General features: G+C 55.9%; 24 protein-coding genes. 20 read left to right on the top strand and 4 right to left on the bottom strand.

The window, feature by feature from the left end:
* Positions 1-65: 65 nt before the first annotated feature.
* Positions 66-524: a GAF domain-containing protein gene (locus G5380_RS02565; RefSeq protein WP_216978778.1), complete on the bottom strand. Its 459-nt coding sequence runs from the start codon at positions 522-524 to the stop codon at positions 66-68.
* A gap of 93 nt (positions 525-617) precedes the next feature.
* On the bottom strand, positions 618-1079 hold the full coding sequence (locus tag G5380_RS02560) for a hypothetical protein (protein WP_421352326.1): 462 nt from the start codon (positions 1077-1079) through the stop codon (positions 618-620).
* Between the two features lie 281 nt (positions 1080-1360).
* On the opposite strand from G5380_RS02560, the gene ccoN reads away from it, so the two are divergent.
* The 11 genes from ccoN (at position 1361) to ttcA (ending at position 11604) form a co-directional block, all read left to right on the top strand.
* A complete protein-coding gene (gene ccoN / locus G5380_RS02555; protein WP_005336616.1) occupies positions 1361-2785 on the top strand; it encodes a cytochrome-c oxidase, cbb3-type subunit I in 1425 nt (474 codons plus the stop codon).
* A gap of 16 nt (positions 2786-2801) precedes the next feature.
* On the top strand, positions 2802-3416 hold the full coding sequence (ccoO, locus tag G5380_RS02550) for a cytochrome-c oxidase, cbb3-type subunit II (protein WP_021230095.1): 615 nt from the start codon (positions 2802-2804) through the stop codon (positions 3414-3416).
* Between the two features lie 10 nt (positions 3417-3426).
* Positions 3427-3606, top strand: a complete 180-nt coding sequence (locus G5380_RS02545) for a CcoQ/FixQ family Cbb3-type cytochrome c oxidase assembly chaperone (protein ID WP_005336620.1) — start codon at positions 3427-3429, stop codon at positions 3604-3606.
* Positions 3606-4589, top strand: coding sequence for a cytochrome-c oxidase, cbb3-type subunit III (gene ccoP, locus G5380_RS02540; RefSeq protein ID WP_019446377.1), 984 nt, complete (start codon positions 3606-3608; stop codon positions 4587-4589). The genes G5380_RS02545 and ccoP overlap by 1 nt, the downstream gene beginning before the upstream one ends.
* A gap of 140 nt (positions 4590-4729) precedes the next feature.
* Positions 4730-5230 (top strand): FixH family protein, encoded by a 501-nt coding sequence (locus tag G5380_RS02535; RefSeq protein WP_216978777.1) that lies wholly within the window; start codon positions 4730-4732, stop codon positions 5228-5230.
* An 86-nt stretch (positions 5231-5316) separates the two neighbouring features.
* Complete coding sequence (locus G5380_RS02530) at positions 5317-7701, top strand: heavy metal translocating P-type ATPase (protein ID WP_421209049.1); 2385 nt, start codon at positions 5317-5319, stop codon at positions 7699-7701.
* Between the two features lie 138 nt (positions 7702-7839).
* Positions 7840-8028, top strand: coding sequence for a cbb3-type cytochrome oxidase assembly protein CcoS (gene ccoS / locus G5380_RS02525; protein ID WP_005360558.1), 189 nt, complete (start codon positions 7840-7842; stop codon positions 8026-8028).
* The gene (locus tag G5380_RS02520) at positions 8012-8698 is read left to right on the top strand and encodes a sulfite exporter TauE/SafE family protein (RefSeq protein WP_279502064.1); all 687 of its coding nucleotides are present in this window, start codon (positions 8012-8014) and stop codon (positions 8696-8698) included. The genes ccoS and G5380_RS02520 overlap by 17 nt, the downstream gene beginning before the upstream one ends.
* A 68-nt stretch (positions 8699-8766) precedes the next feature.
* Positions 8767-9522, top strand: coding sequence for an FNR family transcription factor (locus G5380_RS02515; protein ID WP_005336632.1), 756 nt, complete (start codon positions 8767-8769; stop codon positions 9520-9522).
* A gap of 151 nt (positions 9523-9673) precedes the next feature.
* Positions 9674-10621, top strand: coding sequence for a universal stress protein UspE (gene uspE / locus G5380_RS02510; RefSeq protein ID WP_005345417.1), 948 nt, complete (start codon positions 9674-9676; stop codon positions 10619-10621).
* 74 nt (positions 10622-10695) lie between these two features.
* A complete protein-coding gene (gene ttcA / locus G5380_RS02505) occupies positions 10696-11604 on the top strand; it encodes a tRNA 2-thiocytidine(32) synthetase TtcA (protein ID WP_421172914.1) in 909 nt (302 codons plus the stop codon).
* A gap of 103 nt (positions 11605-11707) precedes the next feature.
* On the opposite strand, the gene G5380_RS02500 is transcribed toward ttcA, so the two are convergent.
* Positions 11708-12394, bottom strand: coding sequence for a DUF2987 domain-containing protein (locus tag G5380_RS02500; protein ID WP_421230992.1), 687 nt, complete (start codon positions 12392-12394; stop codon positions 11708-11710).
* Positions 12395-12410: 16 nt separating this feature from the next.
* Positions 12411-13148, bottom strand: coding sequence for a hypothetical protein (locus G5380_RS02495; RefSeq protein WP_005351939.1), 738 nt, complete (start codon positions 13146-13148; stop codon positions 12411-12413).
* A gap of 201 nt (positions 13149-13349) precedes the next feature.
* Here G5380_RS02495 and potA point away from each other — a divergent pair, with 201 nt between their 5' ends.
* From potA to rbsD, 9 genes are all read left to right on the top strand, one after another.
* Positions 13350-14453: a spermidine/putrescine ABC transporter ATP-binding protein PotA gene (potA, locus tag G5380_RS02490; protein ID WP_421352325.1), complete on the top strand. Its 1104-nt coding sequence runs from the start codon at positions 13350-13352 to the stop codon at positions 14451-14453.
* Positions 14440-15327: a spermidine/putrescine ABC transporter permease PotB gene (gene potB / locus G5380_RS02485; protein WP_193860264.1), complete on the top strand. Its 888-nt coding sequence runs from the start codon at positions 14440-14442 to the stop codon at positions 15325-15327. Before potA ends, potB begins: the two co-directional genes overlap by 14 nt.
* On the top strand, positions 15324-16094 hold the full coding sequence (potC, locus tag G5380_RS02480; protein ID WP_005336644.1) for a spermidine/putrescine ABC transporter permease PotC: 771 nt from the start codon (positions 15324-15326) through the stop codon (positions 16092-16094). The genes potB and potC overlap by 4 nt, the downstream gene beginning before the upstream one ends.
* A gap of 81 nt (positions 16095-16175) precedes the next feature.
* Positions 16176-17243 carry an extracellular solute-binding protein gene (locus G5380_RS02475; protein ID WP_421352324.1) on the top strand — a complete coding sequence of 356 codons (1068 nt, stop codon included), beginning with the start codon at positions 16176-16178 and terminating at the stop codon, positions 17241-17243.
* A 321-nt stretch (positions 17244-17564) separates the two neighbouring features.
* Positions 17565-18194: a hypothetical protein gene (locus G5380_RS02470; protein WP_421310249.1), complete on the top strand. Its 630-nt coding sequence runs from the start codon at positions 17565-17567 to the stop codon at positions 18192-18194.
* Between the two features lie 174 nt (positions 18195-18368).
* Entirely contained in the window at positions 18369-18860 is a 492-nt protein-coding gene (locus G5380_RS02465; RefSeq protein WP_421310251.1) for an AAA family ATPase, read from the top strand.
* An 83-nt stretch (positions 18861-18943) separates the two neighbouring features.
* On the top strand, positions 18944-19480 hold the full coding sequence (locus tag G5380_RS02460; RefSeq protein ID WP_421352323.1) for a hypothetical protein: 537 nt from the start codon (positions 18944-18946) through the stop codon (positions 19478-19480).
* 245 nt (positions 19481-19725) lie between these two features.
* Complete coding sequence (locus tag G5380_RS02455) at positions 19726-20343, top strand: glutathione S-transferase family protein (protein ID WP_042061676.1); 618 nt, start codon at positions 19726-19728, stop codon at positions 20341-20343.
* Between the two features lie 233 nt (positions 20344-20576).
* Positions 20577-20996 carry a D-ribose pyranase gene (gene rbsD, locus G5380_RS02450; protein WP_021230086.1) on the top strand — a complete coding sequence of 140 codons (420 nt, stop codon included), beginning with the start codon at positions 20577-20579 and terminating at the stop codon, positions 20994-20996.
* The last annotated feature ends 7 nt before the right edge of the window (positions 20997-21003 follow it).

Here is a 21003-nt window from a genome sequence, read left to right as displayed (position 1 = left end):
CCCGAGCACAACAAAGGCCCCATTATAGAGAGCTTGGGGCCTTTTGCGAACCATCTAGCAATGACTTAGAGCATGCTTTCCAAAATTTGCACCGTTTCTTCGAGGCCAATCCGGTCTTCCTGGTTGAAACGGTTAAAAATCGGACTATCGATATCGAGTACCCCGATGATCTCGCCACCACGGCGCACCGGGATCACGATTTCCGAGTTGCTCGCGCCATCGCAAGCGATGTGACCATCGAACTGGTGGACATCGTCAATGAGCTGGGTTCTCCCCTCTGCCACTGCCGTACCACACACCCCGCGGCCGACCGGGATCCGCACGCAGGCCGGTTTGCCCTGAAATGGCCCCAATACCAGGGTCTCGCCCTGCAACAGATAAAAACCGACCCAGTTGATCTCCGCCAGCTCCTGATTCAGCAGTGCGGAGAGGTTGGCCAGATTGGCAATCAGATCGGTTTCCCCCTCCAGCAGCGCCTTGGCCTGCTGGTTGAGGGTGCGATAAAATGGTTGTTTTTCAATCATGATTAAATGAACTTCACTCCCTGATGGTTTGGGGAAGGTAACGCCTGGCCGGGAAATTTCAAATATTTTTTCCACTCCCCGCTCCTTGCGCCGTTATTCCCGGGCAACGGAAAGCGCGAATTGCTGGCGTTGACCATTACTCCACTCGATATTTAACAACCAGATCATGACGGGTGATGTACAACTCCCCACCTGGGTTACCCCCTGCCACTGTCCGTCTATTTGTTCAAAGTTCACCGGAATGGTGCCCATAAACATATCTTTGCCTTCGAGTGTCGCTTTCACCGGTTTGATGGCCGGATCGCCGCCGCTAATAGCGATGACAAAGTCATGTTCAGCGCGCAGCGGTAATTCCTTGATGGCGACCGTCAGCGACTTGTCACCAATCAGCGCGCTGCAAGGGGTGTGGGAAAGATCACAAATCTGATCTTTTGTCTGGTCAGCAGAGACGCTGTTATCGACCGAAAACCAGGTGCGATAGGCCATCAGCGCCAATAACAGCGCCAATACCAGTACGAGGTGCAAAACTTTACGTGCGGTAAGTCTCTCTTTCATCAAAAACAGCCCGATTAAGATGCAATTAAAATAGTTTTTTGTGATCTCGAACAAGGTAAAAAACTGCCATATCGAGACCGGACGGAGCCAAATATATCACTGTTTATACTGTTATTTTACCTGTCACTTCAGTATCATTCCCATGCAGTTTTCATTTAGCCATCTTTTGCTTTTCCTTTCGTTAACAGATGTTAACAACTGGTCGGCGGTGGCTGATGAAGCCAGTCCGGTTCTCCGGATACAAAACCAAACAACAGCAGCATCGGAAGCGGAATATAACGATGAGCCATACAACTAACCATCCTGAGTACAACTACACCGTTGTTCGCCAGTTTACCGTCATGACGATTGTCTGGGGAATTGTCGGCATGTCGGTTGGCGTACTGATCGCAGCCCAGTTGATCTGGCCTGCCCTCAACTTCGAGACCCCGTGGCTGACTTACAGTCGTCTGCGGCCCCTCCATACCAACGCAGTGATCTTCGCCTTCGGCGTCAGTGCACTCATGGCCACCTCGTTTTACGTGGTGCAGCGCACCTGTCAAACCAGACTGTTTGGTGGCCCGCTGGCAACCTTCGTCTTCTGGGGCTGGCAAGCAATCATCCTCTCTGCCGCCATCTCTCTGCCGCTGGGTTACACCTCCGCCAAAGAGTATGCCGAGCTGGAGTGGCCGATTGATATCGCCATCACTGTGGTATGGGTCGCCTATGCCATCGTCTTCTTCGGCACACTGATGAAGCGCACCACCTCCCACATCTATGTGGCGAACTGGTTCTTCGGCGCCTTCATCATCACCGTTGCGGTGCTGCACATTGTCAACAACATGGAAGTGCCCCTCTCCGGCATGAAGTCCTACTCCATGTACTCCGGCGCCATGGACGCCATGGTGCAGTGGTGGTATGGCCACAACGCGGTAGGCTTCCTGCTGACCGCCGGCTTCCTGGGGATGATGTACTACTTCGTGCCCAAGCAGGCGGGTCGTCCGGTTTACTCCTATCGCCTCTCCATCGTCCACTTCTGGGCGCTGATCTCCCTCTATATCTGGGCCGGTCCGCACCACCTGCACTACACCGCACTGCCTGACTGGGCTCAGTCGCTGGGCATGGTGATGTCCCTGATCCTGTTCGTACCCTCCTGGGGCGGCATGATCAACGGCATCATGACCCTCTCCGGTGCCTGGCACAAACTGCGTTATGACCCCATCCTGCGCTTCCTGATCGTCTCCCTCTCTTTCTACGGCATGTCGACCTTCGAAGGCCCGATGATGGCGATCAAAACCGTCAACGCCCTCTCCCACTACACCGACTGGACCGTTGGTCACGTTCACTCCGGTGCGCTGGGCTGGGTTGCCATGGTCTCCATCGGTGCTGTCTATCACCTGATCCCGAACTTGTTCGGCCAGGGCAGGATGTACAGCGTCAAGCTGATCAACGTTCACTTCTGGCTGGCGACCGTGGGCACCGTGCTCTACATCGTTGCCATGTGGATTTCCGGCGTGATGCAGGGCCTGATGTGGCGTGCAGTCAACGAAGACGGCACCCTGACCTACAGCTTCGTTGAAGCGTTGCAGGCATCCTATCCCTTCTATTTCGTGCGCTTCCTGGGTGGCTGCTTCTTCGTCACCGGCATGTTGCTGATGGCTTACAACGCCTATCGCACCATCACTGCGCCCAAAGGTTCTCTGGAACCTGTCGCCCAGCCAGCATGATTGAAGAGGTCAACCCATGAGCAACAATAACCGTCACGAAATATTTGAAAAAAGCGTTCCCATGCTGGTGGTCGGCATCATCTTCGCCATCAGTCTGGGGGGCCTGGTTGAAATCACTCCGCTGTTCTTCCAAAAGCAAACCACCGAGCCGGTGGAGGGCCTCAAGCCCTACACCGCTCTGCAGATGGAAGGACGCGACATCTTCATTCGCGAAGGCTGCACCAACTGCCACAGCCAGATGATCCGTCCGTTCCGTGCCGAAACCGAGCGTTACGGTCACTACTCGGTCGCCGGTGAGAGCGTCTGGGAACACCCCTTCCTGTGGGGTTCCAAGCGTACAGGTCCGGATCTGGCCCGTGTCGGTGGCCGGTACTCCGACGAGTGGCACAAGGTTCACCTGATCAACCCGCGCGATGTGGTACCGGAATCCAACATGCCCGCCTATCCCTGGCTTGATACCAATGTGCTGACTGGCGAGATGACCGGCAAAAAACTGGCGCTGTTCCGCGATCACTTCGGTGTGCCCTATACCGACGCCGATATTCAGGGTGCTGGCGAAGCCGTCAAGGGCAAAACCGAGCTGGATGCGCTGGTGGCCTATCTGCAATCACTGGGTCATGCCCTGAAATAAGGAGGCGAAAATGGACTACGGCACATTTCGCGGTCTGTATACCTTGCTGTTGATGGCCATCATGATTGGCATCATCGTCTGGGCCTACAGCAAACGCCGCAAGACCTCTTTCGACGAGGCTGCCAATTTGGTTTTTGCCGATGATGAGCAACCCGGTGCTGATAAAAAGAACGCAGGAGCGAAACAATAATGAGCACTCTGTTTAGCATTTTTGTGACTGTCATCAGTCTGGGAACCATCCTCGGCTGCTTCTTGCTGCTGATGTGGTGCCGCAAGGACAAGATGGGTGTTGAAGAAGGCAAATCGATGGGTCACTCCTTCGATGGCATCGAGGAGATCAACAACCCGCTGCCGAAGTGGTGGACTTACATGTTCCTCTTCTTCATCGTCACCGGTCTGGTTTATTTGATCGCCTTCCCGGGGCTTGGCAACTTCAAAGGCCTGCTGGGCTGGCAAAGTTCCAACCAGGACGTGCGCTCGCTGGCCGAGTCCAAAGCTGCAACCGAATCGGCCAAGGCTGAAGGTCGCGCGGTGGAGTATGACCGTGAGGTCGCCAAGGCTGACGAGATCTACGGCGCCAAGTTCCGTGAACTCACCTACGAAGCGGATGGCAAAACCTATCGTGCCATCACCGAGATCGCCAAGGATCCGGAAGCCCTGAAAGTGGGTCAGCGTCTGTTCCTGCAGAACTGCTCCCAGTGCCACGGCTCTGACGCCCGCGGTGGTCGCGGTTTCCCGAACCTGACCGACAGCGAATGGCAATGGGGCGGCCAGCCTGATCAAATCAAGACCACCATCATGGGCGGTCGTCAGGGGATCATGGCTGCCTGGGGTGAAATCCTCGGCAAAGATGGCGTTCAGGAAGTGGCCTCCTATGTGCTGAGCCTCTCCGGTCGCAAGGTCGACCTGGTGGAAGCGAAGAAAGGTGAAGCACGCTTTGCCATCTGCGCTGCCTGCCACGGGGCCGATGCCAAGGGCGGTGTTGCCGTCGGTGCGCCAGATCTGACCAACAACACCTGGCTCTACGGTGGCTCCCGCGAAGTGGTGGTACAAACCATCACCCACGGTCGTCACGGTGTGATGCCAGCCTGGAAAGACATTCTGGGTGAGGACAAGGTTCACCTGCTGGCCTCCTACGTTTACAGCCTGTCTCATCAACAGTCTGCCAAATAAGGTTCGCCCGTAACGTTGTAACATGTGATAAACACGTGATTACACAGCAAAAAGCCTCGACTCCTCGAGGCTTTTTGTTATCTTGTGTTGCGTAAAAACCATCTTCCACGTTAATCATTCGTTTCATGGCAGTAGCAATCATGACCCAACCTCTATCCAAACCGTGGTATCGCCAATTCTGGCCCTGGTTTATCATCGCCCTCCCCACTGCCGCCGTTGTCGGCAGCATCGCCACCGCCATCATCGCCAGCAAGGATGGGGTCAATCTGGTGGCCGAGGACTATTACAAACAAGGGAAAGAGATCAATCAGGACTTGAGCAAGTTTGACCGCTCCGAAGCACTCAATATCCGCTTTGTGCTGGAGGTTGACGGCAACGAGCTGATCCTCAAACCCATCAGCGGTGACATTCCTGCCGGGCAAGCTCTCTATCTCTCATTGTTCCACCCGACCTTGGCCGGTCAGGACAGCGAACACATGATCACCGCCGATGCGAGCGGCACCTATCGCCTCCATTTCGACAAGCCGCTGGTCGGCAAGTGGCACATTCGGGTCGATGCTTTCGATCACGAGTGGCGATTGCAAGAGACCGTCCAGTTGCCCACCCAGGCCCCTGTCGAACTCGACCCGAAAGGACGCTAAGCCATGACCGGCTGTTCTCACTGTGGCGAGCCGGTGTTCGCCAGCGCCCCTGCAGCTTGCATTCTGCATTCAGGGAGGCATAACGCATGACCCCCTGCTTTCACTGTGGCGAGCCGGTACCCGCTAATAGTGGCTATTCCCTCGAGATAAAGGGGATTGTTCGCCCCATGTGCTGCCCCGGTTGTCAGGCGGTGGCAGAAACCATCATGGAGTGCGGCCTCGCCAGTTACTACGATCACCGCACCGCTCCTGGCACCAAGGGCGATCTGGTGCCCGAAGAGCTGGCCGCCCTCACCCACTACGATCTGGCAGAAGTGCAACAGGAGTTTGTCACCGACAGCGGTACCCTTCGCGAAATCCAGCTGACAGTTGAAGGGCTCACCTGCGCCGCCTGTGCCTGGCTTATCGAACGCCACCTGATGACCCTTGGCGGCTTGCGCTACATCAACGTCAACACCACCACCCACCGGGCCCGCATCAAGTGGGATCCGGACCAACTCTCCCTGAGTGACATCCTCAAGGGATTTGCCCAGATCGGCTATCGGGCCTACCCGTTCCAGACCCATCAACAGGAGGCGCTCTACGCCAAAGAGGTGCGCAGCTATATGTTCCGGCTGGCTCTGGCAGGGCTGGGCTCAATGCAGGTGATGATGTGCGCCGTGGCTCTCTACATGGATCTCTTCATCAGCGTTGAAGATGAGTTCATGGTCTACTTCAAGTGGATAAGCCTGCTGCTCTCCACCCCCATCATGATCTACTCGGCCCAGCCCTTTTACGTGGGGGCCTGGCGCAGCCTGAAGCAGGGTCACCTGTCGATGGATGTGTCGGTGTCGCTGGCGCTGATCGGGGCTTTTATCGCCTCCATGTGGGCCACCGTGTTCAATACCGGTGAGGTCTATTACGACTCCATCACCATGTTCGTCTTCTTCCTGCTGCTGGGGCGCTTTCTCGAGTTGCGGGCCCGGCGCAAGGCGTCGGAGTCGAGCTCCAACCTGGCGCGACTGGTGCCCATCATGGCGACCCGCATCGATGAGGAAGGGGAACATGAGGTAGCGGCCAAGACCTTGCAGGTCGGCGATCGGGTACGTGTGCTGGCTGGCGCCACCTTGCCGGCGGATGGCATCATTGTCGAAGGGCAAGCCAGCCTCAACGAATCCATGCTGACCGGTGAACAGCTGCCCCTGCTCAAACAGCGCGGTGATCAGGTCTATGCCGGCACCATCAACACGGATGCCCCGCTGCAGATCCGGGTCAGCCACCGTATCGAAGAGTCGCGGATCGCCCAGATCATGCGGCTGCAGGATCACGCCCTCGATGATAAACCGGCCATCGCCCAGATGGCGGATCAGCTGTCGCGCCACTTTATTCTGGTGCTGCTGATCATTGCCGCCGCGGTTTGGACTTTCTGGCACTTCCATCAACCGGATCAGGCGTTCTGGGTCACCCTCGCCGTGCTGGTTGCCACTTGCCCCTGTGCCCTGTCGCTGGCCACTCCGACGGCGCTAACCTCGGCCACCGCCAATCTGACCCGCAACGGCATTCTGCTGCGCCGTGGTCATGTGCTGGACGTGCTGACCAAGGCAAACCGGATCGTGATGGACAAGACTGGCACCCTGACCACCGGTGAGATCAGTCTGACCGGCACCACCACCTTGGCAGAGATGGACGAGACGCACTGCCTCGCCATCGCCCGGGCCATGGAGGCGCAATCCGAGCACCCCATAGCTCGCGCCTTCCGGCTACCTGCCGACAGTATCAGTGTGCTGCCATCCGCCCGCGAGATCACCCCTGTCATCGGTCACGGCATCACAGCGCTGGTGGATGGCGTACGTTACCGCATCGGCAGTGCCCGCTGGCTTGGGCTGGATCCGGCGCAAGAACGCGGCCGCGGTCTGGCTATCTATCTGGCCGACGAGCAGCAGGTCTTGGCCCGCTTCAATCTGGAAGATACCCTGCGCCCCGATGCCAGGGCGCTGATCGCGGCATTCAAGGCGGCAGGTCTGCAAACTACCGTGCTGACTGGCGACAGCTCTTTTCAGGCAGACGAGATTGCCCGCGAGCTGGGCGTGGATGAGCTGGTCAAGGGGGTCTCACCCGATGGCAAGCTGACCTACCTCAAGGCCCGGGAAGCCCAGGGGGATATCAGCATCATGGTGGGCGATGGCATTAACGACGCCCCGGTACTGGCCGGAGCGCACGCCTCGTTTGCCATGGCTGGTGGCACCGATCTGGCGAAAAACAGCGCCGATGCCATCCTGCTGGCCGATGACCTGAGCCGACTGCTCGAGGCCAGAGTGCTGGCAATGCGTACCCGCAAGATCATCATCGAGAACTTCGCCTGGTCCATCGGTTACAACCTGCTGGTGTTGCCGCTGGCGGCCTGCGGCTGGCTGCCCCCCTATCTGGCGGCGGCGGGCATGTCGCTCAGCTCACTCATCGTGGTAACCAACTCCATGCGCCTCAACCGATGAGGCTGGTGGCGGAAAATAGCTGAAAATGTGGCCTGCCTTCGATGCAGGCCACATTTCTAATTGATAGCGGCTGGCCCCCTGCCCGAACAGGGTTACCATAGGGGACGCTTGCCAAGGAAGAACGCCAAGGTACCTCTCATGAATATAATTTTTGTCCTGATCCCCATCGCCATCCTGTTTGTGATCATCGCCGGGGTCGTCTTCTTCTGGGCCATTCGCTCCGAGCAGTTTGAAGATCTCGACCGGCAGGGTTCCAACATCCTGTTTGACGAAGAGCAACCCACCCACAAACCCGCAAAGCCTGCTGACCATGACCCACAACCTTGATCTGGCCGGCGCCCTGCTGGTCGGACTGGCAGGCTCCGCCCACTGCATCGGCATGTGTGGTGGCGTCTCCGCCGCGCTCTCCATGGCAATCCCCGCCAACAAACAACACTTCTGGGGGCGGCTCGCCTATCTGCTCAACTACAACCTCGGCCGGATCCTGAGCTATGTCATTGCAGGTGCACTGGTGGGCGGCCTGCTCGCAACCACCAGTGAGCTGGGCGCTGGCAAACACGCTATTGCCGGCTTGCGTCTCGTGGCAGCGCTATTGATGATTGCGCTTGGTCTCTATCTGGCGGGCTGGTGGCAAGGGATCTTGCTGCTGGAGCGGCTCGGCGCCAGATTTTGGCCACGTATCAAACCGCTGGCGGGCAAATTTATCCCCTTCACCTCACCTGTGCAGGCACTGCCCTTTGGCATGGTGTGGGGTTGGCTCCCCTGCGGGCTGGTCTACTCCATGCTGACCTGGAGCGCAGCGGCGGGTTCGGCCAGTGGCGGGGCGCTCATCATGCTATTTTTTGGCCTCGGCACCCTGCCCACCCTGTTTGCGTTGGGCGGGCTCGCCGATCGCCTGAGATACTGGCTCACCCTGCGCAGTTTGCGCCTTGGCGGTGCCCTGCTGCTCATTTTGTTCGGGGTGCATACCTTCTGGATTGGCATTGCTTCCTTTTGAAACCCTATCCAAAACGGATGAGTTGATGGTAAACTTGTTTGATATAAATCAATTATTCGTATGAGCCTATGATCCCGGAAAAGAAACCTGGCAGACGTATCCAGAGCGGTGGCTGTGCAATTCATTGCCAGGATTGCAGCATCAGTCAGCTCTGTATTCCCTTCACTCTGAACGACAACGAGCTTGATCAGCTGGACAGCATCATCGAGCGCAAGAAGCCGATCCAGAAGGGTGAAGAGCTGTTCAAGGCTGGCGATGAGTTCAAATCGCTCTATGCCATCCGTTCCGGGACCATCAAGTCTTACACCATCACCGAGCAAGGGGATGAGCAGATCACCGCGTTCCACCTCGCTGGCGATCTGGTCGGTTTTGATGCCATCCACAAACAAGCACACCCCTCCTTCGCCCAGGCGCTGGAAACCGCCATGGTGTGCGAGATCCCCTTTGAAGTGCTGGATGATCTCTCCGGCAAGATGCCCAAGCTGCGCCAGCAGATCATGCGTCTGATGAGCAACGAAATCATGGGCGATCAGGAGATGATCCTGCTGCTCTCCAAGAAGAATGCCGAAGAGCGCCTCGCCGCCTTCCTGCACAATCTGTCGGTACGCTTCTCCGAACGCGGCTTCTCCGCCAAGGAGTTCCGTCTATCCATGACCCGTGGTGACATTGGCAACTATCTGGGGCTGACCGTTGAGACCATCAGTCGTCTGCTCGGCCGTTTCCAGAAGTCCGGTCTCATCAGCGTTAAAGGCAAATACATTACCGTACTGGATCAGGTCGCGCTGGGCATGATGGCCGGTGCAACTCGCCCGCCCTGCGGCTGATTTTTCCGCTTACCCTCTCACTTTTTTCCTGCTTTCCCTGCCGGATCCTTTCCTCTGGAATGTGATCCGGTACGTTCCCCATACCCTCCTCCTGCGCTAAGCTGTAATGGCTAAGATTCTGCTGTCATTGGACTTTTCCAAGGAGGAGAAGATGGTCAAATATCAGAATATTCTGGTGGTTATCAATCCAGAAGAGGAGCGCCAAATCGCCCTCGAACGGGCAGTCAAAGTCGCCGAGCTGGACGAAAACGCCCATCTGACCCTGCTGCTCACCATCTATGACTTCTCGTATGAAATGACCGCCATGCTCTCGGTGGACGAGCGGCAAGAGATGCGCGACGGCGTCATTTCACAGCGACGTGAGTGGCTGGACGAGATCCTGACCCCCTATCGGGCACAGGGGATCGAGTGCGAAGTGAAAGTGGTCTGGCACAATCGTCCCTTCGAGTGCGTGATCCAGGAGGTGCTGGAGCAGCGCCACGATCTGGTGGTCAAAGCCACTCACCATCACAGCTTCCTGCAAACCTTCATCTTTACCCCCACCGACTGGCACCTGCTGCGCAAATGCCCCTGTCCGGTGCTGCTGGTCAAAGAGGGTCACTGGCAACGGGGCGGCAACATCATCGCCGCCATCAACTGCTCAAGTGACGATCCGGATCAGAAACTGCTCAACGAACGGATCACCCAAGAGGGAAGCGACATCGCCGAGCTGCTGGGCTCCAATCTCTATCTGGTCAACACCTACCCGGGCACCCCGGTCAACGTGGCCATCGAGCTGCCAGAGTTTGATCCCAACGCCTACAACGAAGCTATCCGCAAGCACCACGAAAGCCTGCTGCTAAGCCATGCCGACAAGTTCGGGATCGGTCATCTCTGGACTCGGGTAGCAGAGGGGCTACCGGAAGAGGTGTTGCCGGATATGGCCGAAGAGCTCAAGGCGACCCTGATGATCATGGGCTGCGTCGGCCGTACCGGGCTTTCTGCAGCTTTGCTCGGCAATACCGCCGAACATGTGATTGACCGCCTCTCCTGCGACATCCTGATCCTCAAACCGGCGGACTACAGCTGCCCGGTCGACAGTCGTCGCAATCAATCATAAGGTGCCTGGCACCTTGCCCTCCCCCGGGACATGGCTATAATAACGCGCTTATTTGTGTCCCGGGTTTTACGAGCATGCTAGAAGAGCTGAACGCCAAAGAAAAATACAGTTTTAACAAACTGCAGAAGCGCCTGCGGCGCAACGTGGGTCAGGCCATTGCCGACTTCAACATGATTGAAGAGGGCGACAAGGTCATGGTCTGCCTCTCAGGCGGCAAGGACAGCTTCGGTATGCTCGACATACTGATGAGCCTCAAAGCCAGCGCCCCCATCCATTTCGATCTGGTTGCCGTCAACTTGGATCAGAAGCAGCCCGGTTTCCCCGAGCATGTGCTGCCCGAGTATCTGGATTCCCTCGGCATCGAGTACAAGATTGTTGAAGAGGATACCTACTCCATCGTCAAGGAGAAGGTACCGGAAGGCAAAACTACCTGCTCTCTTTGCTCACGGCTGCGCCGCGGTATTCTCTACCGCACCGCCCAAGAGCTGGGTTGCACCAAGATTGCCCTTGGCCACCACCGCGACGACATCCTCGAGACCCTGTTCCTCAACATGTTCTACGGTGGCAAGCTCAAGTCCATGCCGCCCAAGCTGGTGAGCGACGATGGCAAGAACGTGGTGATCCGCCCGCTGGCCTACTGCAAAGAGAAGGATCTGATCCGCTACGCCGACGTCAAAGCCTTCCCCATCATTCCGTGCAACCTGTGCGGCTCGCAGGAGAACCTGCAGCGTCAGGCCATCAAACAGATGATGCAGGATTGGGATCGCCGCTTCCCCGGTCGTATCGAAACCATGTTCACCGCCATTCAGGACGTGATCCCGAGCCACCTGCTCGACCACAAGCTGTTTGACTTCAAGAGCATCAACCGCGACTCCGGCATCATCGATGGCGGCGACAAGGCCTTTGATCCGCCCGATATGCCAAAGGCGCCGCTGCTGGATATCGACGAGATGGACATGCTGGATGTGATTGAAGTGCGCTAAGCCGCGCTCACAGGGCAAACGCCACACAATAAAAAAGGAGCGATAATCGCTCCTTTTTTGCTTTCTTGACCTGCCTGTTACCAACGTGACAACACCATCGGCATCAGTCCTTGTGCAGCCAGGGGGTCAGTCGCAGCACGTCACCCTGCAGGCGCAGTTGCCCGGCAGCGAACGCGGCCAGTTGCTCATTGCTTAGCAGCAGGTGGCCTTCCTGCCAGGGCAGCGCTTCCTGACGGGCGCCATCAATCAGATAAGCAGTGCCGCTCTGCTGCACCAGGGTAATGCGTACCCCTTCCATCTTCGGCAGGAAGTGCTTGCCGACCATGCCCGCCATCTTGTCGAGCAGCGACTGCATCTGCTGCTGACGGGCCGCCAGCTCCGCCAGCGGCAGTTCGGGGCCATTCGGTGCGTCGGCCATCACCTGTACCGTCATATCGCAAGTGGCGTGCTCTTCTTTCAGGCCGACGGTCACGATCCCCTTGTCGAGGTTGAGATCCTCATCAAAAGGCAGGCGCAGTTCGCTATCGACCGTTACCTCGCCCGCCACTTCCTTGCTGTCGGTTGCAACCCGGGCAAAGGTGAGGCCACAGCGCTGACCATTTTGCGGATCGGTCAGATAAAACCCCAGTCTGGCGTGACCAAACTCCCCTTTGGCAAAGGTCTTCATCTGGCTGTAGAAGGTGCTGTATTGCAGATCCAGCACCGGCTCAGCCAGCGCCAGCCCTGGCAGCAAGAGCGTGGCCAGCAGACTCTGGCGCACAGCCTTGGTCACTCCATATCGACGGGTCATTCAACGTCCTTTTGCATCATGCATTGAAATGGTTGGGGCCTTCTGTCACCTCGTTAACCTCTACCCCCACCCCGCAGAGATCCCGATAGAGGATCCCCTTGCAGTTGAAATAGAGCGGTGCCACCCAGATAAGCCCCAACCCCATGGGGATCAGAGCCAGGAAGAAGAGCGCAGTCATCACGCCGTGGAACAGCACAATGCTGGGCCAGCCGCGCGCAAAGAGCTTGAGAGAGACCAGAATGGCCTGGGGCGGCGTCAGGCCGCGCTCCAGCACCAGAGGTACGGTAAAGAGCAGCCCCATGCCGATCAGGGCCGAGGGGATGAAAGAGAGTACGGCGGGCAATCCCAGCAGATCAAACAGCGGGCCAAACAGGCTGGTGAGCAGACTGCCAAGCAGGCTCAACATGCCGAGGCGTACAAAGTGGCGGAAGAAGTCGAACACCTGGTTGGCGCGGGCGCGCACCCCGACCGACTGCTGCAACCCCAGCATATCGAGGGAGCTGGTCATGGGGGCCATCACCACCGTCATCAGCAGACTCAGCACCATGGCCACATTCATCTGGCTGTCATCCCCCAGATAGGGCAACAGCAGCACATTGCTGAGCAGGATCCAGATCGCCGTCACCCCGACAATCGCCAGCAGCAGGCCAAATCCGGTACGGCGGGTCTGTTGCCATCCCTCCTGGATGACCCCTTTCAGATCAAGGCGGTAGCCCTGGTTCAGAGACTGCTCAAGAGAGCCGCCAATACGCATTTTATTACTCAATTGACTATCCAATATCGAAAACGACCAAATCAGGTGGCACATTATAGCGATTTGGTCTGCTATTCGTAGCCGTTTTTCCTGCGCACTTGCGGCTAATTCGGGCCAAAAAGCCTTTAATTTCATGTGTCGGCTGCATAGAATGCGGCCCTCTTTCAACACGATGGCCACTGGCTGGGGTGAGACTGGCGGATGATGAACAATCCACAGGTAATTGTCGCGCTGAACAAGATCAGCAAAAAATACGATGGCAAGGTGATCCTGAGTGACCTTGACCTGGAAATCTACGATGGTGAATTTCTTACCCTGCTGGGCCCTTCCGGCTGTGGCAAGACTACCCTGCTGCGCCTCTTGGCCGGGCTCGAATCGGTCGATGGTGGCACCATCCATCTGGCCGGTGACGAGATCACCCATATCCCCGCCGAACACAGGCACATCAACACCGTGTTCCAGAGCTATGCGCTCTTCCCCCATATGACGGTGTTTGAAAACGTCGCCTTTGGCCTTCAGATGCAGAAGGTGCCTGCCAGCGAGATCCGCCAGCGGGTCGAGGAGACCCTCGCCATGGTGCAGCTCACCGAGCTGGCCAACCGCCGCCCGGATCAGCTCTCTGGCGGTCAGCAACAGCGGGTCGCCATTGCCCGCGCCGTGGTCAACAAGCCCCGCCTGCTGCTGCTCGATGAATCCCTCTCGGCGCTCGACTACAAGCTGCGCAAGCAGATGCAGAGCGAACTCAAGGCGCTGCAGCGTCGCCTTGGCATCACCTTTGTCTTCGTCACCCATGATCAGGAAGAGGCGCTCACTATGTCTGATCGCATCCTGGTGATGGAGGGGGGCAAGATCATCCAGCGCGGCACCCCGCGCGATATCTACGAATCGCCAGCCAACCTGTTCGTGGCCCGCTTTATCGGCGAGATCAACGTGATGGATGGCAAGCTGATCAGACAGCGCGAACCCGGTATCTGGCAGGCCGAGGTAGAGGGGCGTGAATGCCTGCTCCATACCGCCTTGCCGTTCCAGCCAGACGAGAAGGTACTGGTGCTGCTGCGCCCGGAAGATCTGCGCATTCTTGATCAGGATGACGATCAGAGCGGCGCGCTGCGGGGCAATATCCGCGAGCGCAACTACAAGGGGGCGACGCTGGATTCGGTGATCGAGCTCGAAAGTGGCAAACAGCTGCTTATCTCCGAGTTCTTCGACGAGGATGACCCCGACTTTGACTACCGTCTGGGTCAGGAGGTGGCGATCCACTGGGTCGACAGCTGGGAGGTGGTGCTGCCCTATGAGCCTCACTAATCTGCGGGTACCGCACAGCTTTGCCCACAACGGCTTTCGCAACACGGCCATCGCGCTGATCCTCGGCTGGCTGACGCTGTTTGTCTTTTTGCCCAACCTGATGATCATCGGCGTCAGCTTCCTGACCCGTGACGAGTCCGAGCTTATCGCGCCGCTCTTTACCCTGAGCAACTATGGCCGCCTGCTGGACCCCCTCTATTTCGAAGTGCTGCTCCACTCCCTCTGGCTGGCGTTGCTCGCTACAAGCATCTGCCTGCTGGTGGGTTACCCCTTTGCCTGGCTGCTGGCTCATCTGCCTGCGCGTATCCGCCCGCTGCTGCTGTTTCTGGTGGTGGTGCCGTTCTGGACCAACTCCCTGATCCGCACCTATGCGCTTAAAGTGCTGCTCGGCACTCGGGGGCTGATCAATGGCTGGCTGCTGGATCTGGGGCTTATCGAGCGACCGCTGCAGATGATGTATACCGAGGTGGCCGTCATCATCGGGCTGGTCTATGTGTTGCTCCCCTTTATGGTGCTGCCGCTCTACTCCAGCATCGAGAAGCTGGATGGCCGTTTGCTGGAGGCAGCGCGGGATCTCGGCGCCAACGGCTGGCAGCGGCTGGTGCGGATCATTCTGCCGCTCACTCTGCCCGGCATCATCGCCGGTTGTCTGCTGGTGTTCCTGCCCGCCATGGGGATGTTCTATGTCTCCGACTTGCTGGGCGGCGCCAAACACCTGCTGATCGGCAACCTGATCAAGACCCAGTTCCTCAACAGCCGTGACTGGCCCTTTGGCGCCGCCATCAGCGTGATGCTGACGGTGCTGATGGCGCTGTTGGTCTACTGCTACTGGCGGGCAGGCAAGCTGCTCAGCAAGAAGGGGGAGCTGGCATGATGCGCGCACTGAAAGCTCTGTTTCTGCTGCTGGTGTTTGGCTATCTCTATGTGCCCATCGGGGTGCTGATCGCCAACTCCTTCAACCTGTCGAAATATGGCATCGACTGGCGCGGCTTTACCCTGGGCTGGTATGAGAAGCTGTTTGCCAGCGCCAGCCTGATGCAGGCGGCCCAGCACTCCCTGACCATCGCCGCCCTCACCGCCACCGCCGCCACCCTGATCGGCACCCTCACCGCCGTGGCGCTGTTTCGCTACCGTTTTCGCGGCAAGCAGTACGTGAGCGGCATGCTGTTTGTGGTGATGATGTCCCCCGATATCGTGATGGCTATTTCGCTGCTGACCCTGTTTGTAGTGACCGGTATTGCGCTGGGCTTCTGGTCGCTGCTGATCGCCCACATCACCTTCTGTCTGCCGTTTGTGGTGATCACTGTCTACTCGCGGCTGTGCGGTTTTGATGTGCGGATGCTGGAAGCTGCGCGGGATCTGGGGGCTGGCGAGTGGATCATCCTGCGCCGCATCATACTGCCGCTGGCCCTGCCGGCGGTGATGGCGGGCTGGCTGCTCTCCTTTACCCTGTCACTGGACGACGTGGTGGTGAGCTCCTTTGTCACCGGCCCGGCCTACGAGATCCTGCCGCTCAAGATCTACTCCATGGTCAAGGTGGGGGTCTCCCCCGAGGTCAACGCCCTGGCCACCCTGATGCTGGTCGCCTCCCTCGGGATGGTGCTGCTGGCGCAACTGTTACTGCGTAAACGGCAGGGTTGACCCTGCCCGTTTCGTCCCCGCCATCTTTGGCGAACTCTGTCACGGTGGGCCGCAAGGCCCCATAACCCCAAGGAGTTGTTGATGACAATCCAACACAAGGCCGGCGCCCTGCTGGCAGCCGCCCTCACCCTCACCACCCCGCTGCTGAGCCAGAGCGCTCACGCGGCCGATGACAAGGTGGTCTACTTCTACAACTGGTCGGAATATGTGCCGGACGGCCTGCTGGAGCAGTTCCAGCAAGAGACCGGCATCAAGGTGATCTACTCCACCTACGAATCCAACGAGACCCTCTACGCCAAGCTGAAAACCCATGGCGACGGCTATGACGTGGTGGTGCCCAGCACCTACTTCATCTCGAAAATGGCCAAAGAGGGAATGCTGCAGCCGCTGGAGCGCGCCCAGCTGCCCAACTTCAAGCACCTCGACCCGACCCTGCTCAACCACGAGTACGACCCGGACAACCGCTACTCCATCCCCTATATCTGGGGCGCAACCGGCATCGGCACCAACACCGACATCATCGAGCAGCCGGTTACCAGCTGGAAGCAACTCTGGGCACCGGAGTGGAAAGAGAGCCTGCTGCTGATGGACGATGCCCGCGAGGTGTTCCATATCGCGCTGGTGCAGCTGGGCTACAGCCCCAACACCCAAGACAAGGCGCAAATTGCCGAAGCGTTCGAATACCTGAAAAAGCTGATGCCCAACGTCAAGGCGTTCAACTCCGACAACCCGGCCGACCCCTTTATCGCCGGTGAGGTCAATATCGGCATGCTATGGAACGGCTCGGCCTACGGCGCCCAGCGCGAATACCCCTCCATCCAGATGACTTATCCCGAAGAGGGGGCGGTACTCTGGATGGACAACCTCGCCATCCCGGCCAAGGCCAAGCATGTGAAAGAGGCCCACGCCCTGATCAACTTCCTGATGCGCCCCGATGTGGCCGCCAAAGTGGCCGAGGCGATTGGCTACCCCACCCCGGTCAAGGATGCCATTCCCCTGCTCACCCCGGCGTTTCGCAACAACCCCATGGTCTTCCCGAGCGACGAGATCAAGCGCAAGGGGGAGTTCCAGTCTGATGTGGGTGATGCCTCCCGCCTCTACGAGCAGTACTTCCTGCAGCTGAAAGCCATGGTGGCCAAGGCGGGTTAAGTCGGCGGTTAATCGGCCCTTATGGGCTTAATGGATAAAGGGGGCAATTGCCCCCTTTTTCGTCTTTCGGGTCTGCGAGCGGCATCACGACTGTACACAGATCGGACATATAGCGCACCTTGTACTAAACGCACATCAAGCTGGCCTGATGGCTTATACATAAAATTCGCCTCGACAGTGGGAATAGAATGGTAATACCATGATTTAGAAATGATTTTCACATAGCGGTTACACGTAGAAAACGGCGTTATACGGAAGAATCTATTATCAAATTTATACCGCCATCCATCTAGTCACTGTTAATTTTCCAAGGAGATTGTTGTGCCACTTAATCTAGTCGGTCAAAATGAACACAATGGGTTTATTCTTTCAGAACCCGTTGCTTTTCATAGTGATATTGTTGTTCTAACAGGTAAGAACGGATGTGGTAAAACACGCTTTTTGGAAAGCATTCAAAAGAACATGTCACTTACAGAAATCAATGGAGAAAAACTATCCCCTCAAGACATAATACTAGTAGGACAAGCCAATTTAACCCCGAATTTTGGCGGAGCATATAGTGATTCTCAATTTCAAACAAAAATAACATCAACTCTCCAAATGTATGATCGCATCAAGGATCAATTAGACAATCCTTTTTCTCAAGATAGTGTGAGAAGCTATAGCAGAATGCAGGAAGGAGGCATACCTTACGAATCGCTTTATAAACTCTGCAATTCAATTTCGCGTCAATTAGGTAAGAAAGCCAGCGAACTAACACATGATGAAATTAAAATTTACTTTGAGGATCATCTCCACAGCATACTTGGATTCCAAAACCTATCTTTAATCTGTAATCATTACATACAACGGAAGCGTTTAAATAAATACTATCGTTATCTTGCGCAACAAGAACGAGAAGAAGTCGCCTACTTAACAGATGAGCAGTTTTTTTCAAAAATTTGGCAATGAACCTTGGATTGTAATAAACGATATAATTAACTCAACATTTGATGGGAAATTTTATTTCTCCATTCCAGATGAAAAGTCTCATAGCTATACATATAATGCGACTCTAATTCAAAACGATACTGGTCAAAATGTAACAACCGATGTTTTGTCATCTGGCGAAAAACCCTTCTATGGTTGGCACTAACACTATTTAATAGCCAATATTATGATCCTTCTGCAATTACAGCTCCTAAATTATTGTTGTTAGATGAACCTGATGCATTTTTACACCCTAAAATGGTTGTTAAAATGTACAATGTATTAAAAGTATTTTCTGAAAATTTTTCTGTCAAAATCATAATTACCACCCATTCTCCAACAACCGTCGCTCTTTCCCCAGAAAATAGTACCTTCATGGTTTGTAGTAATAACGTTATCTCCATTACCAAGGATGAAGGTATAGCTGAACTTCTGGATGGCATTACTCAAATTTCAATAAATCCAGAAAATCGCAGACAAGTCTATGTTGAAAGTCAATATGATGCAGATGTATACCAAGCTATTTTTTCAAAGCTCGTACACAATTCTGAATTAGTCGATTCAAAAATATCTCTCAATTTCGTAAGCTCTGGACCTAAAATGCCAGAACAACAAATAATTGAGAAAGCAAGAAAATACTTAATATAAATGACAGTGTAATTCTGAAAGAATTTATTGAGGCAATAAATGGTATAGGTAACTGTGCCCAAGTTGTTGGTCAAGTTGAATCGTTGGAACAAAACGAGCACGAAACTGTTAGAGGGATAATAGACTGGGACTTGAAAAATCGTCCATCACACCGTGTAGCTGTACTAGCACAAAATTATGCATACTCTATCGAGAATATAACTTTAGACCCAATATGTATAGTTTTTCTATTAAACACATGCAATCCAGACTTGTACAAGATGGTTGACTTTTGTGGTCGGAACATTAATTGGCAAGATTGCCTAAATAATGATGAAATTCTTCAGGAATTGGTTGATCGTTTTATCTATAGCGTTTTAGAAAGAGAAAATAAAAAGGATTCTCAGCTGTCATATGTATCAGGAAAAATACTATTCACTGACACTGAATACTTGACGATGAATGGGCATGATTTAGAAACAATCGTTAAGAATAAATACCCAGGTTTGAGGGCCCATTGTAAAAAAGGTAAGGATGGTGAGTTAAAATACTCAATTGTAAGCAAGATAATGCTCACATTAACGAATGGCGCTCTTATACCTAAAGCCTATGAAAAAGTAATTTCGGATGTTCAAAAATAAAAAAGCGAACAACGGACATATTACAACGTTAGGATAACATCAATCAAGGTAACAACTATCCCCCAGCCTTTAACCAACAAGGCTGCCAAAGCCGATTAATTCTGCGCTTTTTCATCGCCCCTTAGGGGTGTAGATTGGTTGTGGGGGCAAGCGTTGCCCCTCTCTTTTTTCATGACCCTCCGTGGTGTTACGCGAAACAATCTTTCGCCGATATTGCGGGTGGCCTGAGCCAATCAGGAGTATTCATGTCCGATCTGACCCTCTATTTCGCTCCCGGCACCTGTGCCATGGCCGTGCAGATTGCCCTGCTGGAAGCGAATGCCCCGTTCCAACCCCGTCTCGTCAACCTCGCCGCAGGGGAGCAGCGTGATCCTGCGTATCTTGCCATCAACCCCAAAGGGCGGGTGCCTGCCCTTGTCACCGAGCAGGGCACCCTGACCGAGACCCCGGCCCTGCTGCTCTATGTGGCGCAGCGCTTCCCCGATGCCAAGCTGGCGCCGCTGGACAACCCGTTCCTGCTGGCCCGCATGCAGGAGGTCAACAGCTTCCTCGCCTCCACCGTGCATGTCTCCCACGCCCACGGTCGCCGTGGCAGCCGCTGGGCCGATGACGAGCAGGCCATTGCCGCCATGCAGCAGAAAGTCGCGAGCAATATGCGCGATGGCTTTGCCCAGATTGAGCAGCACTATCTGGCAGGCCCCTGGGTGCTGGGCGAGCAGTTCAGCGTGGCGGATATCTATCTGTTCGTGGTCGCGGGCTGGCTGAAAAGCGATGGGGTCGAGATCAGTGAATTCCCCAAGGTTGCCGATCATTATCAGCGCATGCTGAGCCGTCCGGCGGTCGCTAAGGCACTGGCCAACTAACCATAAAATCAATAGCTCGATGAATAACAAGGGTGTCAGGGCTCTGCTGACACCCTTCCGGCCTCCTCCCCTGCACTTCTTCTCCCGCCTTTGAGATCGTTTTCACATTTCCGTGGTTTTGCCGTGGCCCTTCCCCGGTAAAAAGCCTATCTTTGCGCCATGACGCAACCGGTTGCGTAACCGGTTGCCTAGCGGTTCACAGATTGACGGGCCAAGGCCTGATGAGGTGCTGTATGAAACGAGGCGTACTGCTCAATGCTCCCCTGAGTGCTCTGGTAGCACAGATGGGCCACACCGACGAGATCACCGTCTGCGATGCAGGCTTGCCCATTCCGGCAGGTCCGGAGCGGATCGATCTGGCGCTGATGGCGGGGACGCCCAGCCTTGCAACCGTACTGACCGCCCTGCTCACCGATCTGGTGGTGGAGAAGGTGATCATGGCGAGCGAGATCAAGCAGATCAGCCCCGCCGCCCATCAGGCACTGGTCGATCAGCTTGAGGCCCACGCAGCCGCCCAGGGCAAACCCATCGCCATCGAATACTGCCTGCACGAGGAGTTCAAAACCCGCTCCCGCCAGAGCAAGGCGATCGTGCGCAGCGGCGAGGTGACTCCCTACGCCAACCTGATCCTCTGCGCCGGTGTGGCGTTCTGACATTCTT

The organism is Aeromonas sp. 604443 (assembly GCF_049170315.1).
Lineage (GTDB): Bacteria > Pseudomonadota > Gammaproteobacteria > Enterobacterales > Aeromonadaceae > Aeromonas > Aeromonas veronii_A.
The sequence above is the reverse complement of the archived record's forward strand: the minus strand, read 5'-3'. Positions and strand labels throughout refer to the sequence as shown.

Excerpts from the sequence above, each read along its gene's own strand:
- G5380_RS02565 (WP_216978778.1), bottom strand. The coding sequence starts at position 524 with ATGATTGAAAAACAACCATTTTATCGCACCCTCAACCAGCAGGCCAAG.
- G5380_RS02560 (WP_421352326.1), bottom strand. The coding sequence starts at position 1,079 with ATGAAAGAGAGACTTACCGCACGTAAAGTTTTGCACCTCGTACTGGTA.
- ccoN (WP_005336616.1), top strand. The coding sequence starts at position 1,361 with ATGAGCCATACAACTAACCATCCTGAGTACAACTACACCGTTGTTCGC.
- ccoO (WP_021230095.1), top strand. The coding sequence starts at position 2,802 with ATGAGCAACAATAACCGTCACGAAATATTTGAAAAAAGCGTTCCCATG.
- G5380_RS02545 (WP_005336620.1), top strand. The coding sequence starts at position 3,427 with ATGGACTACGGCACATTTCGCGGTCTGTATACCTTGCTGTTGATGGCC.
- ccoP (WP_019446377.1), top strand. The coding sequence starts at position 3,606 with ATGAGCACTCTGTTTAGCATTTTTGTGACTGTCATCAGTCTGGGAACC.
- G5380_RS02535 (WP_216978777.1), top strand. The coding sequence starts at position 4,730 with ATGACCCAACCTCTATCCAAACCGTGGTATCGCCAATTCTGGCCCTGG.
- G5380_RS02530 (WP_421209049.1), top strand. The coding sequence starts at position 5,317 with ATGACCCCCTGCTTTCACTGTGGCGAGCCGGTACCCGCTAATAGTGGC.
- ccoS (WP_005360558.1), top strand. The coding sequence starts at position 7,840 with ATGAATATAATTTTTGTCCTGATCCCCATCGCCATCCTGTTTGTGATC.
- G5380_RS02520 (WP_279502064.1), top strand. The coding sequence starts at position 8,012 with ATGACCCACAACCTTGATCTGGCCGGCGCCCTGCTGGTCGGACTGGCA.
- G5380_RS02515 (WP_005336632.1), top strand. The coding sequence starts at position 8,767 with ATGATCCCGGAAAAGAAACCTGGCAGACGTATCCAGAGCGGTGGCTGT.
- uspE (WP_005345417.1), top strand. The coding sequence starts at position 9,674 with ATGGTCAAATATCAGAATATTCTGGTGGTTATCAATCCAGAAGAGGAG.
- ttcA (WP_421172914.1), top strand. The coding sequence starts at position 10,696 with ATGCTAGAAGAGCTGAACGCCAAAGAAAAATACAGTTTTAACAAACTG.
- G5380_RS02500 (WP_421230992.1), bottom strand. The coding sequence starts at position 12,394 with ATGACCCGTCGATATGGAGTGACCAAGGCTGTGCGCCAGAGTCTGCTG.
- G5380_RS02495 (WP_005351939.1), bottom strand. The coding sequence starts at position 13,148 with ATGCGTATTGGCGGCTCTCTTGAGCAGTCTCTGAACCAGGGCTACCGC.
- potA (WP_421352325.1), top strand. The coding sequence starts at position 13,350 with ATGATGAACAATCCACAGGTAATTGTCGCGCTGAACAAGATCAGCAAA.
- potB (WP_193860264.1), top strand. The coding sequence starts at position 14,440 with ATGAGCCTCACTAATCTGCGGGTACCGCACAGCTTTGCCCACAACGGC.
- potC (WP_005336644.1), top strand. The coding sequence starts at position 15,324 with ATGATGCGCGCACTGAAAGCTCTGTTTCTGCTGCTGGTGTTTGGCTAT.
- G5380_RS02475 (WP_421352324.1), top strand. The coding sequence starts at position 16,176 with ATGACAATCCAACACAAGGCCGGCGCCCTGCTGGCAGCCGCCCTCACC.
- G5380_RS02455 (WP_042061676.1), top strand. The coding sequence starts at position 19,726 with ATGTCCGATCTGACCCTCTATTTCGCTCCCGGCACCTGTGCCATGGCC.
- rbsD (WP_021230086.1), top strand. The coding sequence starts at position 20,577 with ATGAAACGAGGCGTACTGCTCAATGCTCCCCTGAGTGCTCTGGTAGCA.